Origin of the sequence: Aequorivita marina (genome assembly GCF_031631895.2) — a bacterium.
Taxonomy (GTDB): Bacteria; Bacteroidota; Bacteroidia; order Flavobacteriales; family Flavobacteriaceae; genus Aequorivita; species Aequorivita marina.
Genome location: NZ_JAVMBW020000001.1, coordinates 244737 through 268571 on the forward strand (window position 1 = coordinate 244737; position 23835 = coordinate 268571).

Consider the following 23835-nt stretch of genomic DNA (forward strand, 5'->3'; position numbering starts at 1 on the left):
CAATGCTTGCTGCATGAAAACTTATTACCTCAGTAATCCAACTCCATAAAACAGTCAAAACCTTATTACCTTCGTGACTAAAAATTCATAACTTTTTGACTTGCTCCGATCTCCCGAAACTTAGGGATTCATCTCCATTAAAGCTCGAAATAACTTAAAACAAAAGAGCCGACTCGTTAAAGTCAGCTCTTTTTTACTATGTGCGGGCGGAGAGACTTCCTCCTACGCATTGCTTCGGCGGATAAACTTCTCGTCTCCAAAAAAATTCAGGAACCCATAAAAAGAAAATGGAATCTCCAAAAAACCCTAAACTGAACGGAAACAAAAAGGAAGAGATATAGGAAGGGAAAGGCAGTAAATAAAAAGAGACTGCTTTTCACAAAACAGTCTCTTACATTTTACCTCTCAGTTGAGAGCATATTATTTCTTCAAAAGCTTATAAGTTCCAACCTCCCCGTTGACACTTACTTTTAAGATATAAGTGCCACTAGTTAAACCAGAAAGATTCAATTCTGAAGAGGTAGTATTCATATTAACACTTAATACCTCTTGCCCTAAAAGATTGTACAAAGAAGCAGTTTCAATGCTAGACGTAGCTTTCAAATGAACAACATCAGAAGTAGGATTTGGGTAGAAAGAGAATCCAGCGAAAGCATTGTTTTCTGTTACCCCTAAATTCTCGGTAACTTCAATAGAATAATCCTCTGTTTGTCCCCAATTGGCACCCGAATCGCATGGATTGAGGTGCGGACCTTCAAACGTCTTTTTTACACGCATTCTGGTTGTTCCCAATACAGCATCTGCAGGCACCTCTATGGTGTCGGTAACATTAACTCCATCAGTACCTGTGGTGTTTAAAAGTCCACTTCCTATCACATAAACTTCTCCTTCATCGTCAAGGCTTTCATTTTGGTTCCAGTCTATAAAAACGACAACTTGATTAGTATAATCTCCCACCGTATTTCCTTCTATCGAAATAGAATAAGTATTCCCTTGCTCCATTTCACCAGAAATAGATGTAAAATCTTCATGGGCGGGGCTCCCATCAACAATAGCACTTGAGGTATTATCAATTCCCGCTATCTCTACCTTGGTAATGGGTTCAACAGTCCCAAATACAATAGGGCCACAATAAGGAGCTGGGAAAACATTGCCCGACATAGGTTCGCAATCTGCGGTAAGTGAATATACGCCTTCTTTGGTTTCATCAGGAATAATAAACCCTGCGCCACTGCTAAAGGCTAACGGTAACCCAATTGCAGATTCGGAAGTATGTTCAATATAACCATCAGAATCATTTGAAGTTGTTATCTGCATAGCGATCCAATAATGGGCCTCCGATCCAGCGGAGCCTGATAATGAAACTGGTGTTAGCTCCAATAAAACCTCAGAGAAATCCATTCCAAACTGAGATCCTTTGTAGGTTGAGGACGAGGGAGTAATTGTTTGAGACGAACCAATAGCGTTTCCAGGAACCCCATTGGCATTATTGTAAACAGTAACAAGAACGGAGGTGACGGTAGTTCCAGGTTCTATTCCAAAACTAGGCGTAATGGAATTTAAAGTAAGGTTTTTGTCGGCCGGAACAACGACATCAACAGCAATTGTCCAGTCATTATTAGCGCTACACTGTCTTCCGCCGCCAATGGAGGTGCTTTCCACAGCAGCATCACAATTTTCTTGACTATTTCTATTTTCACTTGGGGCTTGTCCAAAAACAGCCATGCTGAGGGACAAGATGAGGATAGTTGTAATTTTTTTCATTTCTATTAGGCTTGAATTATTTGTTAAGCAGCAAAATTACAGCTATATACTTTAGATAAAAGTTGTACGTAGAAAATTTTAAGCGAAATACTCCTTTTCTCCCCACAACAAAATCACCTCCTTAAACCTTCAAAAAACAAAAAACCCTTCATTTCTGAAGAGCTTTTTTCAGTGCGGGTGGGGAGACTCCCTTCGACTCCGCTCAGGATAAACTTCTCGTCTCCCCACCATAGGTACCCTTGTTTTAACACCAAATAAAAAAAGCTTCCCATTTAAGAGAAGCTTTTCTTTTGTGCGGGCGGAGAGACTCGAACTCTCACACCGCGAGGCACTAGATCCTAAGTCTAGCGTATATTGTACCAAATTAAAGCAAAGTCATTCATTTTCAATTGATTATATGGTTTTACATTTTCTTTAATATCATCTAATATCAATTGATTTCAACATTTGTTGTACCTATGTTGTACCTGAAAAGAACAATAATTTCGTATCTTTATGGTGTTCCTAGGTAAAGGAATACATTCAAAATGGAATGTTGTACCTATGTTGTACCTGATTTGACTTTCGTACTCAAAACAGGTCAATTATGTCATCAAACGCAAAGATAGTTCTACGTAAAAAACCAAACAGTAAAGGGCTTTACCCATTAGCTGTTCGAATTACAAAAAATCGTCGTTCAACATATCAATATATAGGTCATTATATTGACATAGAGGATTGGGACGAAAAAAATATTCGAGTAAAAAAATCTAATTCAAATGCTGATAGTTTAAACAAGTTGCTATCACAGGAACTCTCGAACGCCAATAAAGCACTTATTGACTTACAATCCGAGCATAAAGATGCATCTGCCAACCAAATCAAAAAAGAGATATATGCCTCGGGAAACTCCGCTACCTTTTTTGAACTAGCACAAGAGCATCTGGACGAATTGGAAATCGCCGAAAAATTAAACCGCTTATCTACGGATAGTGCTTTGGTTAGCTATATCATAAAGTTTAATAAATCAAAACAGTTGGCTTTTCAGGAAATTAACGAACGCTTCCTAAAAAAGCTGATGATATATTTGAAAGCTGAACACGAACTTTCAGAAACATCAGTAATGAACATCTTAGTTCTCATTAGGTTATTGTTCAACAGAGCCATTAAGCTCAAAATAGTTAGTAGGGAATTATATCCTTTTGGTGGTGACAAGATTAAAATCAAGTTTCCAGAAACAAGCAAAGTCGGGTTGAATATTATTGAAGTAAGAGCCATAGAAGCTCTTGAGAATTTAACTTTGAGTGAAATACACACTCGAAATGTCTGGCTCTTTAGTTTTAATTTTGCCGGAATGCGAGTTACCGATGTATTGTGGACAAAGTGGTCTGACATATATGACAAAAGGTTGCATTATAGAATGAACAAAAACTCAAAATTACTATCATTAAAAATTCCAGATAAGGTTTTCAAAATTTTAGATTATTACAAAGAAGACAAAAGATATGCAACCGATTTTATTTTTCCTGAATTGAAAAAAGCGAATCTCGATGATGCTAAAGATGTCTATAACAAGAGAAAGACAGCTACCAAGAAATTTAATGACAACTTAAAATCTATAGCTAAAAAGGCGAAAATTGATAAGAAAATCACAATGCATATTGCGAGGCATACCTTTGGCAATATTGCTGGTGATACCATCCATCCCTTAATGCTGCAAAAATTGTATCGTCATAGCGATTTAAAAACCACATTGAACTATCAAGCTAATTTTATTCACAAAGAAGCAGATGATGCTTTGGATAGTGTGGTAAATTTTTGAACTATTATCAGCCATTTGCAAATATTTTAAAGTCATATTTCAAGATATTCAATTGCCATTCCCTTACCTTTGCCAGCATAATTTTAGGTTTATGGTGTTAAAGGTTAAATGGACTGAATTTAAAAACAGTCTTGAAAGTTTTCAGTCCGAAGGAAATGCGCTTATTGAAAAATATAAAGCAGCAAGAACTGAGGATTTATTAAATGAATTGAAAGAGGAAAAACAATCGTGGGAAAACGATATAATTAGTTATGTAAAGGCTTCTTTTGACCCTGAACACACCAATTTTGCATACGAGTTTAAGGCTCAACAAGGGTACAATTTTGGAATGAAATTAGGTGTCGACCAAAGAGTCAAAAACACTATTCAGACCATCAAAGATGAAATTAATGGTCTTGATTACTATTTAAAAATATTATCTATTTCAGATGCTATTGTGCGAGCTGATGATATTGATTTAGAAGAGCGTAAAAACCTTGATACCGAAAGCATTCTTGACCTTATACTTTCTAAACTATACGAACTGTATAATGATGGGAAATACTATTCTATTAAGTGGATTCTTGAAGGTAACGGCCTAAAGTTAAGTGGGCGTAGCGAAGATTGGGACTATGGTAGAATGCTTGAAGACAGAGGCCTTATTGAGACTATGAATGGTCGTGAGGTAAATGCCAAACTAAAACTTGAGGGAAAGTATGCCATTGAACAAGCCAGAAAAGCACAGGTGCCCGACTACTCAAAAATTAGCGATTCTGATGAAGAATTAAAAGAACTTTTGAAAGAGATATTATCCGAGATTAAAAAATCAGGATATGGTCAACAAATCATCTTCGATGAGTTCGATGAGTTGCGCAATGATATTCCGCATCTTAGCAAAAAATCGTTTGGTCAGTTATTGAAATCAAAACTTGGCGATTTAGTGGCCGCCAAGGCCTTTGACAAAGCTATAGCCAGCGATATTTTCAAACAATTTACTGACCAAATATTTCCATTTTAACGTATGGGAATATGGGCAACTATTAAAAATAGAATAGTTCAATTCTTCCGAAAAGAACCACCACCGGAATATGAGGTAACAAAATATGTGTTTTCGGACAGACAACCTCTTGATGGTTCTTCGACCATTTCTTTTTTCGTAAACAATCCCAAGCCAGATGTAAGTGTTACCAGAACTTTTGATAGCGAAGACCAAGCTGTTAATTGGCTTATGGATAATCGGGATTTCAAAAGGATGTTATTTGGCAATGTGTTTCCATCCGCAAATTCGGTGAAATACCAATGTGGCGTTAAAGAGCCTATCACAATCCCAAACAAAATGCCTGGGGACATTGACATTCTTCTGTATGAACAAGGTAAGGAACAAAATGCGGTTGGAATAGAATGTAAAATAGTAAAAACCGAATCGCTTGAAAATCAACCACCAAAAATCAACAAGATTACAAGCGTTCAAAAAAAGGGAACTATTCAGGCAAATGGATATACCAAAATTGGATTCAGCAGGGTTTATCTGCTAAACATACTATTGGATGATGGTCGGCATTACAAGAACCCCAATGTTATCTTCAGAACTACACCTTCAAAGTGGTTAAAAGAATTGTATGGTTTTGACTGGCAAACCCGAATGAGTAATGATATTGGAATTATTTACGTTCACATAAATCAATTTACTACAAACCATATTAATCAGACCAAAGGATTGGGATTGCGTATAGAGCGTGAAGCAATACCAATTTTACAACCTGAAGAACTAACTGATAAAATCAAAAAATTGGATTCATAGGATAATTTGAAACGTAAAGTAACTTGCAGGATATGCGGACATTATAGTAAACTAACGTTTGAGCACGTTACACGAGAGTGTAAACTGAACTCTCTATAATTTTTCTGATTCATTTTATCAAGTGCCTGGTTCTTGCCTAAAACATTCCACCAACATCCCATAAAGTTCCGGATGTTTCTTTTTGAGTAAATCCGGTCGCTCAAAGAAATATTCTGACGCAACCGCAAAGAATTCCGCTTGGTTTGTACCGCCATATTTACGAATATCGGAATGGTTATCGTTAATCGATTCTCAAATATCTTAAGCAAATCTTAAGAATAGCTACATCTTAACTTAATTAAAAATGATGTGCTTTGTTGACTTACTAATACCAACAAGTCTGTAAATTTTGTTCTAGTCTTTTTAGTAAATACTTAATGTAGTCAAATTATAATGTATGGAATATAGAGATTAAATAAAATACGTAATTATGTCAAAAAAAAAGCGAAAAAAACTTTATAAAAGGAATAAAAAAGATAAAATTGTAAAAAGTAACTTTACCACAAAAGACAAAATAGTATGGGTTATGGTACTTATCGTTATCGCTTTTTTCTTCGGTTTTGTACTACTTTTGAAATTCCTGAAATATTTCATTTCTATTTAATTGATAACACATAACAAGAAACAGTATAAAGGATTGATTTTAAGGTGTTAACGTGTTTTTGGAAGTATCAACAGAAGACAAAAGCTTTAGTTGAATATGCTATTTTCCTTAGCGAAAACAAATTTATCTTTGCCAATAATATAGTACGGTAGTATTTTATAAAATTTAAGCTAATCTTAAGAAAAACCAAATCATAACTTAATTAAAAATTGTAACTTTTGTGCGATGAGAATTTTAATAGTAGAAGATGAACCAGGTATATTTAACTTCCTCAAGCAAGGCTTAGAGGAAGAGTCATACGCTGTGGACATCGCCGAAGAAGGTAAAAAAGGGCTTGAAATGGCACTTTCAGGAGAATACGATTTGTTATTGTTAGATTGGATGGTTCCTGGTATAAGTGGTATCGAAATTTGTCGCCAATTCCGAAAAGATTTTAAAGAGACACCTGTCATTTTTTTAACCGCAAAAGATACTTTGGATGAAACCATTTTCGGGCTTCAATCTGGTGCTAACGATTATATAAAAAAGCCTTTTCATTTTGAAGAGCTTCTCGAACGTATTAAAGTACAACTACGCCCAAAATCGGGCGAGCATTCTATTTTTAAACTCGGAAATATTACCCTAAATACGTCTACCTATCAAGTACATAAAGGAGATGAAGAAATAAGTCTTACTCAAAAAGAATTTGCTTTGTTAGAACACTTGATTCGTAATAAAGGAATGGTTTGCAGAAGGTCTCGAATTATAGAAAGTGTTTGGGATATCCATTTCGACTACAACACGGGAGTTATTGATGTGTTTATCAACGCACTTCGTAAGAAATTAAAATTAGGAAAGGACGAGAATTACATACAAACAGTTAGAGGTGTAGGTTATATTGCTAAAGAAATATGAGTTTAAGTTTTAAAAATAGAATAGCATTGCATTATATGATTGCTACGGCAATAATAATGGCTGTAGCATTTACAGCGGTCTATTTTGTAGTCGAAGGTGTAGTGTATAAAAACTTGGATAGTGACCTTTCTTATGAAGCAGAAAAACATACTGGAGAAATAAAAGTTGTTGGAGACAGCATCAAAATAAAAAACAAAAAAGAATGGGAAGAACGCGAACATAGAGAAGTTCAGGTAAACCCTGTTTTTATTCAAATTCTAGATAAGAATGGAACTTTTATGGACAAATCCCCAAACCTGAAAGAAAACAAGCTCGAATATAATTCAAAAGAAAATTTTGGTGGAAGTTATAATGAAATTCTGAATAATAAACCCATTAGGCAAATTCAACTACCAATCGAAGAAGATGGTAAAATAAAAGGTTTTATTGTCGCTGCAATGTCGCTGGAAGCCTCACAAATGGTACTGCTTAACCTCAGGAATATTTTACTGCTTGTCTATTTATTGCTTTTGGCGAGTCTCTATTTTATTTCCAAATTCATAGCGGGCAGAAGCATCATTCCCGTCAAAAATGTAACGGAAACAACCAACAGAATTACACGCAACAACTTAAACGAGCGGGTAGCATTACCTCAAAATAAAGACGAATTGTTTGACTTATCTGCTGGCATCAATGACCTGTTGCAGCGTATTGAGAATGCGATGGAACGAGAACGTCAATTCACATCGGACGCTTCTCACGAATTACGCACACCTTTAGCAACCTTAAAAGGCACATTAGAAGTGTTAATTCGGAAGCCAAGGGAACGAGGCGAATACGAGGATAAAATTAAGTTTAGTCTTACAGAAATAGACCGTATGACCGCTACACTAGAGCAGCTTTTATTATTAGCAAGATTAGACACCAGTTCAAAGTCAGCAGACGACTCTTCAATGCCTTTGGCAGCAATTATCGACGAAATTCTTTCAAGACATAAAAACAAAATATCAGAAAAGAAGCTATCTGTCAGTTTTAAAAATGGTATTAAAAATGAAACGCTAGTACCTCAATATTTCAGTAATCTTATATTTGAAAACATCATTGGTAATGCCATAAAATATGCCAATGATGCTACAACTGTTCATATTTCAATTATACAATCTGGTCCTAAAATAATCTGCAAGGTACAAGATGAAGGTATAGGGATTAAAAAAGAAGATTTGAAAAATTTGTTCAATAATTTCTTCAGGTCAGACGCACTTAACCATAAAAATATTTCTGGTAATGGTTTAGGGCTTTCCATCGCTAAAAAAGCTGCCGATGCAGTCGACGCTACAATTGAAGTAGAGAGCGAATTTGGAGTAGGAACAACGTTTACTATTATTTTTTAAGACAATCTTAAGCTTCCCCATAGATGGTCTTAAAGTTGTACTGCTATATTTACTCAATGTTATTTAAACACATCTATTGAAAAAGAAAATAGAATTTCCCCATTAACCTATAAATTTTGGTTGGTGTTTATTGGTTAATAGCTGCAAAGGTCTCAAGTACTTTAACTTGAGGCTTTTGTTTTTTTATGCAATTCAAGAAAATTAATTCTTAAGCCAATCTTAAGAAAGGGTTTAGAATACGCTTAGATACTACCACTACATTTGACTATTATTTTAAATAAACCACCTTAAAATGTTAGAACGTATTATCCAGTACAGTATTCATCACAAGCTTATTGTACTATTATTTACTGCCGGAATCGTAGGATTTGGCTTGTATTCACTTTCCAATATTCCTATTGGAGCAGTACCAGATGTAACGAATAACCAAGTACAGGTTATTACAACGTCCAGAAATTTGGCGACTGAAGATGTAGAGAAATTCTTAACCTATCCCGTAGAATTAGAAATGGCAAACTTGCCAGGAGTGAAGGAAATTCGTTCTGTTTCTAAGTTTGGTTTATCGGTAGTTACTGTTGTATTTGATGATGATATGGGAACGTATTTACCACGTCAACTTATCGCCGAAAAAATAAAAAGTGCGGAAGAAAAAATTCCTGCAGGTTTTGGCAAACCTTTTATGGGTCCTGTTTCTACAGGTTTGGGCGAAATCTATCAATATGTTATTGATGTAGATGCCAAACACAAAGACCAATATTCCCTATCCGATGTGCGCACCATTCAAGATTGGGTGGTAAAACGTCAGCTTTCAGGTATTCCTGGAGTGGTAGAAGTAAATACTTGGGGTGGTTATTTAAAAACCTACGAAGTAGCTGTAAACCCAGAACGACTGCGTGCAATGGACGTTTCTATTTTTGATGTGTTTACAGCGCTCGAAAAAAACAATAGTGTTGCAGGTGGTGGATATATCGAAAAAATTAATGAAAGTTATTTTATTAGAGGCGAAGGCTTAGTATCATCAATTGAAGATGTTGAAGATATCGTAGTTATCAACAAAGGCGAAGTTCCTGTATATGTTAGAGACATCGCGACTGTTGGTTTTGGTCACGCCAACCGTTTTGGAGCGATTACAGGTAATGGCGAAGGCGAAAAAGTATTGGGGCAGGTAATGATGCTAAAAAACGCCAATTCAAATGCAGTTATTGAAGCGGTAAAACAACGTGTTTCAGAAATACAAGCCTCATTACCGCCAGGTATTTCCATTAATCCATTTTTAGAGCGTAGTGAGCTTATTGGCAAGACGACTTTTACTATTGCCGAAAACCTAATTTTAGGGTGTTTGATTGTAATTTTTGTGGTGGTATTGTTGTTAGGAAACTGGCGTTCTGGTTTGATCGTAGCTTCCGTTATTCCTTTATGCTTGCTGTTTGCACTTTCGCTGATGTATATTTTTGGTGTAGATGCCAACTTAATGAGCTTGGGTGCTATCGACTTCGGAATTATCATCGATGGAGCAGTAATCATCGTAGAGTTTATCGCCTTTAGAATTACCAGTCAGCGAGCTAAATTATTAGCACTTCCTAAAAATGAAAGACAAGGCTTAATAGATGCTATTACCTATCAAGGTTCAACTAAAATGATGAATTCGGCAGTATTCGGACAATTAATCATCATCATTGTTTTTATCCCTATTCTATCTCTAGTTGGCGTAGAAGGAAAAATGTTTCGTCCTATGGCACTAGTGTTTTGTTTTGCCCTTATCGGAGCAATGATTTTATGCTTTACTTATATACCAGTAATGGCTTCTATGTTCATTAAACCAACGAATACGGAAAAGAAAACCATTTCGTCCAGACTGATTGCCTTTTTAGAAGATAAATACCAGCCTACTATTGCTCTGGCATTGCGTAAAAAGAAATTAGTATTAAGTATGGCTGTCGGTTTGCTAATTCTTACAGGATTTCTATTTACTAGAATGGGCGGCGAATTTGTACCAACTTTAGATGAAGGCGATTTTGTAATTCAACCTGTATTAAAAACAGGAATGTCTTTAAGCAAAACCATTGAAGCCACAACAAAAATTGAAAAAATACTAAAGGACTTTCCAGAGGTGGAACAAGCAGTGAGTCGTATTGGAGCTGCCGAAGTACCAACAGACCCAATGTCTATGGAAGAAAGTGATGTGATTATAAAACTGAAACCAAAAGGCGAATGGACATCTGCAGAATCTAAAGATGAACTGGCAGATAAATTTAAAGAAGCCTTATCCAATGAAATTGCAGGTGTAGACTTTGAGTTTACCCAACCTATCGAAATGCGATTTAATGAATTGATTACAGGTGTTAGAGCAGATTTAGCCATCAAGGTTTTTGGAGAAGATTTAGATGTTTTGTATAGAAAGGCATTGGAAATAGAAAAAGCGATTCAAAATGTAGAAGGAGCTGCGGACATTTCAGTGGAAAAAACTGCTGGTTTGCCTCAAATGTCAGTAAAGTATGACAGACAAAAAATCGCTAAATACGGAATGAACATTGAAGACTTAAATAAAGTCATCACAATGGGCTTTGCAGGAATGCCGGCAGGAACAGTCTTTGAAGGCGAAAAGCAATTCGATTTAATGATTCGTTTTGATGATTCACACAGAAAGGATATTGAAAATATAGAGACCGCATCGATAGCTCTACCTAATGGCACAAAATTACCGCTTAGTGAATTTGCAACCATAAAGTACACTAAAGGACCTGCTAAAATTTCGCGAGATAATACTAAACGTAGAATTGTAGTAGGTGTAAATGTTCGTAATAGAGATTTAGAGTCTGTAGTGAAAGATGTGCAAGCAATCATTGAAAGAGATGTAAAGATTCCAACAGGATATTCAATAAGCTACGGTGGGCAATTCGAAAACTTAAGAACTGCAACTGCACGATTAAAAGTGGCTGTACCAATTGCCTTGATATTGATTTTTGTCTTATTGTATTTCGCTTTCGATTCGGTAAAAGAAGCCTTAATGATTTATAGCGCCATTCCATTATCCGCTATTGGTGGTGTAATGTTATTGTATATACGGGATTTACCTTTCAGTATTTCGGCAGGTGTTGGTTTTATTGCGCTTTTTGGTATTGCAGTATTAAACGGTATTGTATTGATTGAAGAGTTCAAAGAACTAAAAGCACACGGAGTAAACAATATTAACAAACGAATTTTAATGGGAACAAAGAATAGACTACGCCCTGTATTATTAACTGCTGCTGCAGCAGCTCTAGGGTTTTTGCCTATGGCAATTTCAACATCTGCTGGTGCAGAAGTTCAAAGACCGTTAGCAACCGTAGTTGTTGGCGGATTAATAACCGCAACAATATTGACCCTTGTAGTACTTCCAATTTTATATGCATTGTTCGACAGAAAAGGGCATCATCCAAAAAAGAAGACAAAGGTAAATTTAAAGGCTTTGAGCATTATGCTTTTACTGTTTTTACCAATTTTCGTACAAGCGCAACAAAACCCGTTAAGTGCTGAAGAGACTGTTGAATTGGCAATCGAGAATAATAAAGGGCTTCAAGCTGGTGTAAAAAGAATCAATCAATCAGAACAACTTGTGGGTAGTGCCTTCAATCTAGATAAAACACAAGTTTCTTATGGTTATGACCAGAGTAATATTGCTGAAAATGGTTTGCCATTAAAAGTTTTTGGAGTAAGTCAATCGCTTCAGTTTCCAACAATTTATGGTGCACAGCGCAAGGTAGAAAAACAAAAAGCAGCATTAACGACACAACAATATCAGCTAAACAAAAGGCTGTTAACGAAAGAAGTTTATATCGCATATTACAACGTGGTGTACAATAATAGTTTGGTAAAGCAATACACGTATTTGGATAGTTTATACGGTCAATTTGCAATGGCCGCAAAGAAGCGATATGATGTAGGCGAAACCAATTTATTGGAAAAACTAACCGCAGAAACCAAGCAAAAAGAAATAAACATAGCATTGACACAAGCGCGCGCAGATGTTTCAAAAGCATACACGATGCTCAACCAATGGGTACAAAGTGATTCATTACTTACCGTAAGTGAAGAAGCGCTACCAAGATTAGTCTTAGAAGAATTTACCATCACAAACCACCCAGGAATAGCATACTACAATTCGGCAGAAAGTTTGGCAAAATCTTCACTATCGCTAGAGCGACAAAAACTATTGCCAGATTTGCAATTTTCAGTATTTCAAGGTACTAACAATGGTGTAAATGCAAGAAATTATAACGGATTTCAAATAGGCGTTGCTATACCACTATGGTTCGGAGCAAACAAGTCTAAAATAAATGCTGCAAAAACCGAAACATTGATTGTAGCCAATGAATTTGAAAATTATAAAATTCAATTACAATCTAAATATGATGCTTTACTTTCCGATTTAAAGAAGTATCAAGAAACGGTTGATTATTATGAAAACACAGGCAAGAACCTTTCAAAAGAATTAACAACAACCGCCTCAAAAGCATTTCAAAATGGCGAGATAGATTTCTTGCAATACGTACAGCTTTTAGAGAGTGCAAAAAATATCGAAATCAACTATTTACAAAACCTAAATAAGTATAACAGTACAGTTTTAGAATTAAACTATTTAACCAATTAATAATGAAAAATACACGTAACAAATTATACTTCAAAAGTCTTTTAATGGTGGCAATAATGGCTTTAGCTTCCTGTAATTCAAAAGAAAAATCTGAAGTTGCGAATACAGACACAGCTGAAACAACGGCAGATACTGACGTAATTACAATCACAGAAAATCAGTTTTTGTCCGGTAATATGGTGGTTGGTAAAATAATAACCCAATCATTTAATACAGTAGTAAAAGCCAATGGTATGTTTGCTGTTCCACCAGAGAATCAAGTAGATGTTAGTGCCTATTTTGCTGGATATGTAAAAAACATCAGCCTATTACCAGGCGATGCAGTTAAAAAAGGACAGACTTTATTCACGATTGAAAATCCTGAATACGTACAAGTACAACAAGATTTTTTAGAAGCCAAAGGACGTTTGAGCTATTTAAAATCAGACTACGAACGTCAAAAGGAATTAATAGCAGATAATGTCACTTCTAAGAAGAATTTTCTAAAAGCAGAATCGGAATATGTCGTTACATTGGCACAATATCAATCCCTGAAAAAGAAATTAAGCTTAATGAATATTAACCCAAACACTTTGTCTGGAGAAAACATCCGTTCGGTCATCAGCGTGCCTTCGCCTTTAACGGGCTACGCAACCACAGTTAATGCTACAAAAGGAATGTATCTAAATCCTTCAGATGTTGCGGTAACGGTTACCAATACAGATGATTTGCACATAGAGTTGAAGATTTTTGAAAAAGACCTTCCAATGGTAAAAGGAGGACAATCTATTAATGTACGACTACAAAACGATATGAATAAAGTGTATCAAGGCAAAGTGCATTTAGTAAATAAAGCGATAAATGCCCAAGACAGAACCGTCACCATTCACGGCGATTTGGTAAACGAAAGTGATGTAAAACTGTTTGCGCCAGGAATGTATATCGAAGGAGAAATATTAACGACTACCCAAGAACATCCAGCACTTCCAGTAGAAGCTGTGTCAAATATTGATAATGATTACTTTGTTTTGGTAAAAGAAAATGATACGACGTTTAAGAGAGTTTTAATAAAAGTTGGTGCTACCTATAACGGATTTATCCAAATTTTGAATAGTGATGATTTTAAACTAGATACCGAGTTTTTGACTAAAGGAGCGTTTAATCTAATTACAGAATAAATGGAAGACAAAACAGATGAATTAGACAATTATTTAGACAACCATTATATACACAGAAGTAATTGGTTAAGGGCAGCAGTCCTTGGAGCTAATGACGGTATTTTGTCAACTGCGAGTCTCGCCATAGGTGTTGCAGCTGCAAGTGCCACGCGCGAGCCTATTATATTGGCAACCTTGGCAGGACTTGTTGCTGGAGCTTTATCAATGGCAGCAGGAGAATACGTTTCCGTGAGTTCGCAAACCGATGTGGAAAAGGCGGATATCGAGCGCGAAAAACAAGAGTTAAAAGATATGCCCGAAATCGAGCTACAACGCCTTGCAGAAATCTATGAAAAAAGAGGTTTAAAAAAAGAAACTGCTTTGACGGTAGCCAAAGAATTAACAGAACACGATGCATTGGGCGCACATATTAGAGATGAATTGGGAATAAACGAAATAAGTCAAGCCAAACCTATGCAAGCGGCGTTTGCGTCTGGAGCAGCCTTTACAGTTGGTGGATTACTGCCGTTTTTAGTAACGCTATTTATTCCTTTAAGTAATATGGAATATTCGCTTTATGGTTTTGCACTTTTCTTCTTGATAATTCTGGGAGCATTAGCTGCTCAAACAGGCGGTTCAAGTATCGTTAAAGCCATTGTCCGTATATCATTTTGGGGAACAGTTGCTATGGGGTTAACAGCCTTAGTTGGCTACTTGTTTAATGTCAATATAGCTTAAATAACGAATATTAATATAAATTATAGAATTATGAACGACGCACATTTTCATTTAGTAGTAAATCATTTGCCTATTGTAGGCGTAATGATTGGTTTTTTAGTATTGTTAGCAGGTCTAATTATGAAAAAACCTCAGATAAAAAACACGGCATTGGGCATTTTTATTTTTAGTGCTCTAACAGCAATAGTTGCCTTTTTAACAGGCGAAGGTGCTGAAGAAATAGTTGAGAATTTACCTGGAATTAGCGAAACATTAATCCATAAACACGAAGAGTATGCAGAATTGTTTCTTACGATGATTATGATTTTAGGAGGCGTATCGCTTATAACGTTGTTTTTACAATATAAAAAACTTTCATTTTACAAATATGGTTTTATTGCAGGTTTATTGCTTTCAGTTACAACAATAATCATTTCAAAATATGTAGGAACTAGTGGTGGCGAAATAACCCATATAGAGATTCGAAGCGATACAAATACAATTAATTTAGATGGACAGGATGACCACGACGATGATTAAGAGCGTTGCTGCATATTGCACAGATTTGTTGACAAGTTCAAAATGTAAGGAGTTACCCTTTCACAACCTTCAGCATACTAAAGAGGTCGTGCAAAATGCAAAATACCTTTGTGCTGCTATGGATGTCGATGAGGAAGTTACAGCGATTTTGGTCATTGCAGCTTGGTTTCACGATACAGGATTTTCAGTAACCTACAAAGGTCACGAGGATGAAAGCAAAGTGATTGCCAGTAGATTTTTAAATGAAAAAGAAATGGGTACGAACTTTATTGATAAAGTATGTAATTGTATTGATGCCACAAAAATGCCACAATGTCCAACCACAGAGATTGAAGAAATACTGTGCGATGCGGATATTTTTCACATAAGTAATTCACATTTCTTTTATCGAAAAGTTTTGCTTCGTAGGGAATGGGAAGTGTTTTGTGATAACAAAGTAACCGATTTGGAGTGGCACAAACTGAATTTAGAATTTTTAAAGAAGCACCATTTTAGAACCATTTTCGGAAAAGATATTCTAGAACAAGGAAAACAAGAAAATATAGAAAAAGTTAAACGCATATTAGCGAGTTACTAGTTGAAAGTTACATCTTAAAAACCTTAAATAGAATGTCAAAAATCTTTCCAACGCGCTTCACTTTATTAAAAGCCTATATTGGCTTGTTTTTAATACTTTCCTTTATAGTAAGGTGTAGTTTCTTTATTTGGAATTTTTCTGAAGTAGATAAAGAAGCATTTACTTTTATTGAAACTTTTGTAATTGGCTTCTTATTCGATATAGCAACAATTTCATTTTTTACTATACCTTACCTTACATATTTGTTGTTTTTTCCAAAACGATTTTATGGTTCTTTAGTAGATAAAATCATTACTTATTTTGGATTCTCAATTGGTGTGCTGATTATATTTTTTTCCTTCTTTGGAGAATTTACATTTTGGGATGAATTTCAAAGAAGATATAATTTTATAGCTGTAGATTATTTAATTTACACTTACGAAGTAGTAAAAAACATTAATGAATCTTACCCGTTGCCTATCCTTATTTCTGCTATGCTTGTTCTAGTGCTAACAAGTATTTTTATTGTGTATAGGTTTGGCTATTTCAATAAAATGTTTAAAAGCGAAACAACATTTAAACCTAAACTAATCGCTTCGTTTCCTTGGATAATTATTGTGGTCATTAGTATGTTGTTTATTACGAATAAACAAGCTGATTTTTCTGAAAATAGGTACAATAATGAATTGGCAAAATCTGGGATTTACTCATTTTTTGCAGCCTTCCGTAATAACGAGTTGCCCTATAATGAATTTTATAAAACAATTCCAAAAGAAGAAGCTTTTAAAACCGTTAAAGCGAGTTTGTTAGATTCAAAAAATACGTTTATAAATCCAACAGAAGATGCCATTTACAGAACAATTGTCAATACGGATAGCATTTCAAAATCCATTAAGCCCAACGTTATTTTTATATGCATAGAAAGTTTAAGTGGCGATTTTCTGAAAGAATTTGGTAATAAAAGTAATATCACACCAACATTAGATTCATTAGCAAACAAGAGCTTATTTTTTAAAAACCTGTATGCCACAGGAACACGAACCGTAAGAGGTATGGAAGCAATAACCTTATCCATTCCGCCAACACCCGGACGTAGTATTGTAAAACGTAAAGATAATCAAGGCTTGTTTACCATTGGCGAAGTATTTAAGCGGCAAGGTTACGACCGCAATTTCTTTTACGGAGGTGATGGTTACTTCGATAATATGAACACCTATTTTGGAGGTAATGGTTTCAATATTGTAGATAGAGGTCGTGGTTTTTTGTTGGATAAGAGTATCACAACCACACGTACTAATATTGAGGACGATGAAGTAACCTTCGAAAATGCTTGGGGAGTTTGCGATATGGACATTTACAATAAAGTATTGAAAGAAGCAGATAAAGCACACAAAACAGGAACACCATTTTTTGATTTTGTAATGACGACTTCTAATCACAAACCTTATACCTATCCAAAAGGCAAAATAGATATACCTTCAGGAACAGGAAGAAATGGCGCAGTAAAATATACCGATTATGCAATTGGTCAATTTATAAAAATGGCGCAGCAAAAACCTTGGTTTAAAAATACGGTATTCGTAATAATGAGTGACCATTGTGCAAGCAGCGCAGGACGTTGGGAATTGGATGTTAAAAATTACCACATACCAGCATTAATTTTCAATTTACCAAATCAGCCGCCAGAAAAAGTAAACAAGATGGCTTCTCAAATTGATGTTTTTCCAACCCTGTTTTCTGCCTTGCATTGGGATTACAAATCTAATCTCTTCGGAAAAGACATTCTATTAATGCAACCCGAAGACGAACGTGCTTTTATAGGAAATTATAGAAAATTAGGTTATTTAAAAGATGATAAAGTGATGGTTTTAGATGAACAGAAAAATGCTAATTTCTATCATTGGAAACCTTCAGATAATAGCTTGACAACTATTCCTTCCGAAAAAAGTTTTGAAAATACAAGTATTTCGTTTTATCAAGTTGCAGATGATTTGTACAGAAACGAAGGCTTAAAAATTAAGAATGAATAAGATGGTAGATATTCATTTCATCGTCAACCCAATAGCAGGCTCTGGACATCATAGTTTTTCTGAAACATTACTTCATAATTACTTTGAAGTAGATAAATATAATATCAGTATTAAATCTTCCAAGTATAAAGGACACGCAATTGATTTAACTAAAGAATCTATTAACCAAAAAGCAAATATCATTGTGGCTTGTGGTGGCGATGGTACAATAAATGAAGTGGCTTCAACTTTGGTTGGCACTTCAATTCCTTTAGGTATAATCCCAATTGGTTCAGGTAATGGTTTGGCTTCTAATTTGAATATTCCAAGGAACATTATAAAAGCGCTTAATATCATTAAAAACAATAACCAAACAAAAATCGATGTTGGCTGTATAAATGAAAGGTATTTCTTTAGTAATACTGGTTTTGGCTTTACGGCTAGTGTTATAGGAAACTATGAAGCTTTAAAGCAAAGAACACTTTTTTGTTATATAAAAGCTTCTTTTAAATCATTTAAAGAATATAATAAAGCAAAGGAAAATATTACAATTATAAATGGCGCTTCTGAAATCGTAAATCCCTTTTTAATATTTATTTCTAATTCAAATGTAATGGGATATAATTTTAGCCTAACGCCTAAAGCTTCATTACAAGATGGTCTGTTAGATGTGGTTATTGTTCCTAAAATAAGCAAACTGAAAATGTTACTTTTTGGCTTTTGTATGATAATAAAAAAACCAAATGTATTAAATGGCGTTATATGCTTTCAAACAAGGGAAATTTTCCTTTCGCGAAATCAAAATAATTTTTTCGAATCTCAAATTGATGGAGAATTAGCTCAACTAAAAGAACAATCTCTTTCTGTGTATTTAAAAGAGAAATCATTAAGTGTCATTATTTGTTGAAAAAAGATAAAATATGAGACAAATTAGTTTAATCAAATTAAGTAAATCGATTGCCTTTTATGTTGAATGTGAAGAGTTATAAAGGAAGAGTTATAAAGAAAATGAACTTATGTTTACCAAAGGCAAAAGCAATTTATTAGGCTTATACCGAGCCATTAAAAGTTTATATTTTAATTAAAATTAATAGATATCATTATATGATATTAATAAAAAAAACCGTTTAGTATATTATTTTGTAAATCATTTTATTTTATGAAAAAAATTTTATCAGTAGCATTGTTATTTATAGCTACAATTACCTTAGTAAATGCCCAAGAGTGGCAAACAGATTTTGTTAAAGCAAAAGAAATAGCAGCAAAAGAAAGTAAACCAATTATACTAGTTTTTCAAGGTTCAGACTGGTGTGCACCTTGTATAAAATTAGATAGGGAAGTTTGGAGCACAGAAGCTTTTAAAGCTTACGCAAAAAAGCATTACGTGATGTTGCAGGCAGATTTTCCTAGAAAGAAAAGTAACGCCCTGTCAGAAGCCCAAACAAAGGCAAATGCTGCACTTGCAGAAAAATACAACAGGCAAGGTTATTTTCCATTTGTTGTAGTGCTGGATGCTGATGGCAAAGTTCTAGGCGAAAGTAGTTACAAAAAGACAACACCAGAAAATTACATAAAAGAGTTAAATGCATTTACAAAATAATTTGAAATCCCTTATCACATCATTTATCATACTATTTTCAGTAGTTTGTAGCGCACAGCAACCCTATAAACGAAAACTCAAATTAATGGGTAGTCGTTTTGATGTAACCGTTGTTGCAAAAGATTCTATTGAAGGAAACAAGTATATAGATACCGCTGTTGCAGAAATTACTAGGATAGAAAAACTCATCTCTTCTTGGGATGCAAATTCCCAAACTTCAGACATTAATAGAAATGCAGGAAAAAAACCTGTAACAGTAAATTCTGAACTTTTTGATTTAATAGAACGAGCTATTGGTATTTCAAAATTAACCGATGGCGCTTTTGATATTAGTTATGCATCAATGGATAGGATTTGGCAGTTTGATGGTAGTATGACAGTAATGCCTTCAAAAGAAGAAATTACAGCTTCGGTGTCCAAAGTGGGTTATCAAAATATTACACTCGATAAAGAGAATAGCACCGTTTTCTTGAAGTTAGAAGGAATGAAAATAGGTTTTGGAGCCATCGGAAAGGGTTACGCAGCAGATAAGGCTAAAGATTTGCTTATTTCAAAAGGAGTGACATCAGGTATCATAAACGCCTCTGGCGATATGAATACTTGGGGTAAACAACCCAACGGAAAGGAATGGAAAGTAGCCATTACCAATCCAATGGATAAAAACAAGGTGTTTGCCTTATTACCAATAACCAATGGCGCTGTGGTAACCTCTGGCAACTATGAAAAGTTTGTCAACTTTAATGGTAAAAGATATACCCATATTATTGACCCACGAACAGGATATCCGTCTAGCGGAATTATAAGCGTAACGGTTTTTGCACCCAAAGCAGAATTGGCAGATGCGCTAGCAACGTCTGTTTTTGTAATGGGAAAAGAAGCAGGTTTAGACCGAATCAATCAGTTACCAAAAATAGAATGCATCATCATTGATGATAAAGGAAATATTACAAAATCTCAGAACATAGAAATCGATAAATTATGATTAAAAAACTTTTGTTAATGGCTATGATAACTTGCTTTTTTAGCAGTTGTGTAGTAGTTAAAGAATACGAAAAGGTCAACATCAATGACCCAGATATGGCACTTTCAGAAAAGAAATGTGACCGTAATTTAACCACAGCACATTCTTATCGAGAAGCTGCTGTAGGAGCAAACGGAGGAAAAACTGGTGGAGGCTGTGGCTGTAACTAATACAACAAATCAATTGAAAAATATAATTCTCTTTATGTGTGTTTTTGCTTTCGCGAAAGCGCACTCACAAACAAGTCAAGACTCAACCAAAGTCTATAAAAAACGTGTATTAGAAACTACTGAAGTAGATTTCTTATCAAGTTATTACAGTCAAGATGGCGATAATGCAGCCGTAAGTGGCGGTATTGGTACAGAAGAGCTAACAGATGTTACGGGAACTATTATAGTAGCCATTCCATTAAACGATGATGATGTGCTTACGATTGATGCAGGTGTTTCAGCTTACACCTCTGCTTCGTCTAGTAACGTAAATCCATTTGATGGTGGACAGCCAGCAGACCCTTTTGTGGCTTCTTCTGGAGCTTCTGGAGCAGATACTTGGGCAAATGTTACAGCCTCTTACAGTCACAGCTCTGATAATAGAAATGATATTTGGTCTGCAAAAGTCTCATTATCTACGGAGTATGATTATTTCTCGGTAGGTGTTGGAGGTTCTTACACAAAACTTTTCAATGAAAAGAACACAGAATTAAGTGTAAGCGGTAATGTTTTTATAGACTCGTGGAGTTTAATATATCCTTCTGAATTAAGAGCACCTAGCAATGGTGGAGACGATGACGATGATGATTTCAATATTAATAATTATACTATTACCGGTAATCCTAATTACGCACCACAGTTCACACCATTTAATAGTAGCGGACGTAACTCATATTCATTAGGTTTTGGTTTCTCTCAAATTCTACATAAAAATGTTCAGGGTTCTTTAGCCTTAGATTTTGTAAAGCAACAAGGCTTATTATCAACACCTTTTCAAAGGGTGTATTTTGCAGATGTTGAAGACTCTTTTATAGAAAATTTTCAGCTTGCAGATGATGTAGAGCGCCTACCAGATAGTCGTTTTAAAGTTGCTGTAGGTGGTCGTTTAAACTGGTATCTTAATGAAGCCTTTACAATACGTACTTTTTACCGTTATTACTTTGATGATTGGGGAATTAAATCACATACTGCAAATATTGAAGTGCCTATAAAAATCACAGATAAGTTTACACTCTATCCTTCATATAGGTTTTACAATCAAACAGCAGCAGATTATTTTGCGCCTGCCAATGAAAATTTATCTACCTCAAACTTTTATACTTCTGATTATGATTTGTCAAAATACTCAGCAAATCAACTTGGTTTTGGAGTGTCTTATACAGACATTTTCGCAAAAGCGCACTTATGGAAATTTGGCTTAAAGAGTATAGACTTAAAATTCTATCAGTATGATAGAGATACTACCTTTAGTTCTAGCATTATTACAGCAGGCTTTAAGTTTGTGATGGATTAATTATTGTTTGCATTATAGCATTAAAAAGCCAGTCGTTAGTTTAAAAGCTAACGACTGGCTGCTATCAATAAATCTGGGACGAGGTTAAGGGGGAACCTAATTAACTATTTAATTCTTTTCAAAAATCAACTTATCAGTACCGGCACCACTATCGCCTACATCAATAAGTTTAATTTTTGTGGCAGATGTAGATACGATATCCCAATCATCGTTTAAGTCATCAAAAATATTTGAATCTGGAACGGGAAAAAAGATATTGAAACATCAAAACACGTCTCAAATAGTCAACTTTCAAAATGATTTTTTAGATGTGGAAAAAAGAAGATGGCAATTAACCGATAATGATAGTATTCCTGTTTTAAAAAGCAAGCAAGCATCATTAGGTGTGCAATATTTTAAAAAAGGTTGGTTAGTAGATGCAACTGGCTATTACAAAGAAATAGACGGTATTACATCACAAAGCCAAAGCTTTACTACTAAATATGAATTTACAAAAACAACAGGCAGTTATAATGTAAAGGGACTTGATTTCTTGCTACGTAAACAAGTAAAAAGCTTAAGTAGCTGGCTTAGTTATTCTTATAAGGTATACACGTACACTTTTAACAACTTAGAATACCTGCAATTCCTAAGTAATTTTGACAACACCCATTCCTTTACTTTAGGCTCTACCTATTCAAATAATGTCCTGAATATTTCAGCTGGACTCAATTACAGAACAGGAAAACCAACATCCATCCCCTTACAAAGAAACGAAATCATAGATGAAGAAGTAAACTTTGATGTAAGCAACCAATACAAGAGTCCCAGATTTTTTTTAGAGTAAACTAAACTCTCTATAATTTTTCTGATTCATTTTATCAAGTGCCTGGTTCTTGCCTAAAACATTCCACCAACATCCCATAAAGTTCCGGATGTTTCTTTTTTAACAAGTCTGGACGCTCAAAAAAATACTCAGAAGCAACCGCAAAGAATTCTGCTTGGTTTGTACCGCCATATTTACGAATATCGGAATGGTTATCGTTAATCGCTTCCATTTCCTTATGGATTAGGTTTAACCACGGTATCGCATATTGGTGCTGCAATAATCGTTCTGGCACACCATCCGTTCTATCATCGAGCTTGTCTATTAGGTGTACAAATTCGTGGATGCCAGTATTGTTTTTATCACTTTTATTATTGAAACCGTGGTATAACGCTTTCTTGGACAGAATCATTTGCTTTTCAAATCGTCCGTTGCCGACAATTCCACCAATGTTCCGTGATTTGTCCCTACTGCCAAATTGCATATCTTCATTAAAGTTATCGGGATATAGAAGTATTCCGCTTAAATTGGTGTAATGCCATTCTTTAAAGCCAAACACGGGTATTACTGCGCTTGCGGCAATTAAAATTTTATCGAGCTCTTCCAATTCTAATTTCACGCCGTCAATATAGACTTCGCTCAAAAATTGCATCATTCGCTGCTGAAAAACCTCTTGCTTTTCTTCTGAAAGATTGCGATAATAGAGCACATTTTCTAACAGCAACCCGTGCCAATGTTCTGGAAAAGGTTTAACCTTTCGTCGCCTTGCTTTTCTATAAAAATGAAAGGCAAAAAAAATGACGACACCTAAGAGAATTACATAAACCATCCTTATTCAGAAGTGTTAATCTATGGATTCCGCTTTGAACCCTACTTTTTGCAAAGTAGCCTTCACTTCTTCTTCCGTCGCATTGTCGGTTTCTACGGTCAGTATCTTATCGGGATTGTTCGTATCCACTTCCCAGCTTTCAACACCTTCCTGCTTGTTTAAAAAAGGGGTTACTTTTGATACACAACCACCGCAATTGATATTGGTCTTGAATTTTAAAGTTTTCATAATTTTTGA

General features: G+C 35.0%; 21 protein-coding genes and 1 pseudogene. 18 read left to right on the top strand and 4 right to left on the bottom strand.

Annotated features, from left to right (window positions below):
• Positions 1-420 precede the first annotated feature (420 nt).
• Positions 421-1764 carry a T9SS type A sorting domain-containing protein gene (locus tag QPK98_RS01095; RefSeq protein ID WP_310991177.1) on the bottom strand — a complete coding sequence of 448 codons (1344 nt, stop codon included), beginning with the start codon at positions 1762-1764 and terminating at the stop codon, positions 421-423.
• A gap of 586 nt (positions 1765-2350) precedes the next feature.
• On the opposite strand from QPK98_RS01095, the gene QPK98_RS01100 reads away from it, so the two are divergent.
• From QPK98_RS01100 to QPK98_RS01110, 3 genes are all read left to right on the top strand, one after another.
• Positions 2351-3565 (top strand): phage integrase SAM-like domain-containing protein, encoded by a 1215-nt coding sequence (locus tag QPK98_RS01100; protein WP_310991178.1) that lies wholly within the window; start codon positions 2351-2353, stop codon positions 3563-3565.
• 91 nt (positions 3566-3656) lie between these two features.
• The gene (locus tag QPK98_RS01105) at positions 3657-4562 is read left to right on the top strand and encodes a hypothetical protein (protein ID WP_310991179.1); all 906 of its coding nucleotides are present in this window, start codon (positions 3657-3659) and stop codon (positions 4560-4562) included.
• A gap of 3 nt (positions 4563-4565) precedes the next feature.
• A complete protein-coding gene (locus QPK98_RS01110; RefSeq protein WP_310991180.1) occupies positions 4566-5345 on the top strand; it encodes a hypothetical protein in 780 nt (259 codons plus the stop codon).
• A 117-nt stretch (positions 5346-5462) separates the two neighbouring features.
• Here QPK98_RS01110 and QPK98_RS01115 read toward each other — a convergent pair.
• Positions 5463-5636: pseudogene (locus tag QPK98_RS01115) on the bottom strand (zinc-dependent peptidase); the annotation flags it as partial.
• Between the two features lie 178 nt (positions 5637-5814).
• On the opposite strand from QPK98_RS01115, the gene QPK98_RS01120 reads away from it, so the two are divergent.
• From QPK98_RS01120 to QPK98_RS01190, 15 genes are all read left to right on the top strand, one after another.
• Positions 5815-5988 (top strand): hypothetical protein, encoded by a 174-nt coding sequence (locus QPK98_RS01120; protein ID WP_310991181.1) that lies wholly within the window; start codon positions 5815-5817, stop codon positions 5986-5988.
• 225 nt (positions 5989-6213) lie between these two features.
• Positions 6214-6882: a response regulator transcription factor gene (locus QPK98_RS01125; RefSeq protein WP_310991182.1), complete on the top strand. Its 669-nt coding sequence runs from the start codon at positions 6214-6216 to the stop codon at positions 6880-6882.
• Positions 6879-8252 (top strand): sensor histidine kinase, encoded by a 1374-nt coding sequence (locus QPK98_RS01130; protein ID WP_310991183.1) that lies wholly within the window; start codon positions 6879-6881, stop codon positions 8250-8252. Before QPK98_RS01125 ends, QPK98_RS01130 begins: the two co-directional genes overlap by 4 nt.
• A 292-nt stretch (positions 8253-8544) precedes the next feature.
• Entirely contained in the window at positions 8545-12882 is a 4338-nt protein-coding gene (locus tag QPK98_RS01135; protein ID WP_310991184.1) for a CusA/CzcA family heavy metal efflux RND transporter, read from the top strand.
• 2 nt (positions 12883-12884) lie between these two features.
• Complete coding sequence (locus QPK98_RS01140) at positions 12885-14039, top strand: efflux RND transporter periplasmic adaptor subunit (protein ID WP_310991185.1); 1155 nt, start codon at positions 12885-12887, stop codon at positions 14037-14039.
• On the top strand, positions 14040-14756 hold the full coding sequence (locus QPK98_RS01145) for a VIT1/CCC1 transporter family protein (protein WP_310991186.1): 717 nt from the start codon (positions 14040-14042) through the stop codon (positions 14754-14756).
• A gap of 30 nt (positions 14757-14786) precedes the next feature.
• The gene (locus QPK98_RS01150; protein WP_310991187.1) at positions 14787-15275 is read left to right on the top strand and encodes a hypothetical protein; all 489 of its coding nucleotides are present in this window, start codon (positions 14787-14789) and stop codon (positions 15273-15275) included.
• Positions 15247-15852, top strand: a complete 606-nt coding sequence (locus QPK98_RS01155) for an HD domain-containing protein (RefSeq protein WP_310991188.1) — start codon at positions 15247-15249, stop codon at positions 15850-15852. Before QPK98_RS01150 ends, QPK98_RS01155 begins: the two co-directional genes overlap by 29 nt.
• 32 nt (positions 15853-15884) lie before the next feature.
• Positions 15885-17861, top strand: a complete 1977-nt coding sequence (locus QPK98_RS01160) for an LTA synthase family protein (protein WP_310991189.1) — start codon at positions 15885-15887, stop codon at positions 17859-17861.
• Positions 17854-18747, top strand: coding sequence for a diacylglycerol/lipid kinase family protein (locus tag QPK98_RS01165; RefSeq protein ID WP_310991190.1), 894 nt, complete (start codon positions 17854-17856; stop codon positions 18745-18747). Before QPK98_RS01160 ends, QPK98_RS01165 begins: the two co-directional genes overlap by 8 nt.
• A gap of 252 nt (positions 18748-18999) precedes the next feature.
• The gene (locus QPK98_RS01170; RefSeq protein WP_310991191.1) at positions 19000-19440 is read left to right on the top strand and encodes a thioredoxin family protein; all 441 of its coding nucleotides are present in this window, start codon (positions 19000-19002) and stop codon (positions 19438-19440) included.
• Positions 19424-20422, top strand: coding sequence for an FAD:protein FMN transferase (locus QPK98_RS01175; protein ID WP_310991192.1), 999 nt, complete (start codon positions 19424-19426; stop codon positions 20420-20422). Before QPK98_RS01170 ends, QPK98_RS01175 begins: the two co-directional genes overlap by 17 nt.
• Positions 20419-20631: a DUF4266 domain-containing protein gene (locus QPK98_RS01180; RefSeq protein ID WP_310991193.1), complete on the top strand. Its 213-nt coding sequence runs from the start codon at positions 20419-20421 to the stop codon at positions 20629-20631. Before QPK98_RS01175 ends, QPK98_RS01180 begins: the two co-directional genes overlap by 4 nt.
• A gap of 34 nt (positions 20632-20665) precedes the next feature.
• Positions 20666-21964 carry a DUF3570 domain-containing protein gene (locus tag QPK98_RS01185; protein ID WP_310991726.1) on the top strand — a complete coding sequence of 433 codons (1299 nt, stop codon included), beginning with the start codon at positions 20666-20668 and terminating at the stop codon, positions 21962-21964.
• A gap of 178 nt (positions 21965-22142) precedes the next feature.
• Entirely contained in the window at positions 22143-22790 is a 648-nt protein-coding gene (locus tag QPK98_RS01190; RefSeq protein ID WP_310991194.1) for a TonB-dependent receptor domain-containing protein, read from the top strand.
• A 34-nt stretch (positions 22791-22824) separates the two neighbouring features.
• Here the strand turns inward: QPK98_RS01190 and QPK98_RS01195 are convergent, their stop codons facing one another.
• Positions 22825-23598: a M90 family metallopeptidase gene (locus QPK98_RS01195; protein ID WP_310991195.1), complete on the bottom strand. Its 774-nt coding sequence runs from the start codon at positions 23596-23598 to the stop codon at positions 22825-22827.
• 15 nt (positions 23599-23613) lie between these two features.
• Entirely contained in the window at positions 23614-23826 is a 213-nt protein-coding gene (locus QPK98_RS01200; protein ID WP_129759394.1) for a heavy-metal-associated domain-containing protein, read from the bottom strand.
• Positions 23827-23835 lie beyond the last annotated feature (9 nt).

Excerpts from the sequence above, each read along its gene's own strand:
- QPK98_RS01095 (WP_310991177.1), bottom strand. The coding sequence starts at position 1,764 with ATGAAAAAAATTACAACTATCCTCATCTTGTCCCTCAGCATGGCTGTT.
- QPK98_RS01100 (WP_310991178.1), top strand. The coding sequence starts at position 2,351 with ATGTCATCAAACGCAAAGATAGTTCTACGTAAAAAACCAAACAGTAAA.
- QPK98_RS01105 (WP_310991179.1), top strand. The coding sequence starts at position 3,657 with ATGGTGTTAAAGGTTAAATGGACTGAATTTAAAAACAGTCTTGAAAGT.
- QPK98_RS01110 (WP_310991180.1), top strand. The coding sequence starts at position 4,566 with ATGGGAATATGGGCAACTATTAAAAATAGAATAGTTCAATTCTTCCGA.
- QPK98_RS01120 (WP_310991181.1), top strand. The coding sequence starts at position 5,815 with ATGTCAAAAAAAAAGCGAAAAAAACTTTATAAAAGGAATAAAAAAGAT.
- QPK98_RS01125 (WP_310991182.1), top strand. The coding sequence starts at position 6,214 with ATGAGAATTTTAATAGTAGAAGATGAACCAGGTATATTTAACTTCCTC.
- QPK98_RS01130 (WP_310991183.1), top strand. The coding sequence starts at position 6,879 with ATGAGTTTAAGTTTTAAAAATAGAATAGCATTGCATTATATGATTGCT.
- QPK98_RS01135 (WP_310991184.1), top strand. The coding sequence starts at position 8,545 with ATGTTAGAACGTATTATCCAGTACAGTATTCATCACAAGCTTATTGTA.
- QPK98_RS01140 (WP_310991185.1), top strand. The coding sequence starts at position 12,885 with ATGAAAAATACACGTAACAAATTATACTTCAAAAGTCTTTTAATGGTG.
- QPK98_RS01145 (WP_310991186.1), top strand. The coding sequence starts at position 14,040 with ATGGAAGACAAAACAGATGAATTAGACAATTATTTAGACAACCATTAT.
- QPK98_RS01150 (WP_310991187.1), top strand. The coding sequence starts at position 14,787 with ATGAACGACGCACATTTTCATTTAGTAGTAAATCATTTGCCTATTGTA.
- QPK98_RS01155 (WP_310991188.1), top strand. The coding sequence starts at position 15,247 with ATGGACAGGATGACCACGACGATGATTAAGAGCGTTGCTGCATATTGC.
- QPK98_RS01160 (WP_310991189.1), top strand. The coding sequence starts at position 15,885 with ATGTCAAAAATCTTTCCAACGCGCTTCACTTTATTAAAAGCCTATATT.
- QPK98_RS01165 (WP_310991190.1), top strand. The coding sequence starts at position 17,854 with ATGAATAAGATGGTAGATATTCATTTCATCGTCAACCCAATAGCAGGC.
- QPK98_RS01170 (WP_310991191.1), top strand. The coding sequence starts at position 19,000 with ATGAAAAAAATTTTATCAGTAGCATTGTTATTTATAGCTACAATTACC.
- QPK98_RS01175 (WP_310991192.1), top strand. The coding sequence starts at position 19,424 with ATGCATTTACAAAATAATTTGAAATCCCTTATCACATCATTTATCATA.
- QPK98_RS01180 (WP_310991193.1), top strand. The coding sequence starts at position 20,419 with ATGATTAAAAAACTTTTGTTAATGGCTATGATAACTTGCTTTTTTAGC.
- QPK98_RS01185 (WP_310991726.1), top strand. The coding sequence starts at position 20,666 with ATGTGTGTTTTTGCTTTCGCGAAAGCGCACTCACAAACAAGTCAAGAC.
- QPK98_RS01195 (WP_310991195.1), bottom strand. The coding sequence starts at position 23,598 with ATGGTTTATGTAATTCTCTTAGGTGTCGTCATTTTTTTTGCCTTTCAT.
- QPK98_RS01200 (WP_129759394.1), bottom strand. The coding sequence starts at position 23,826 with ATGAAAACTTTAAAATTCAAGACCAATATCAATTGCGGTGGTTGTGTA.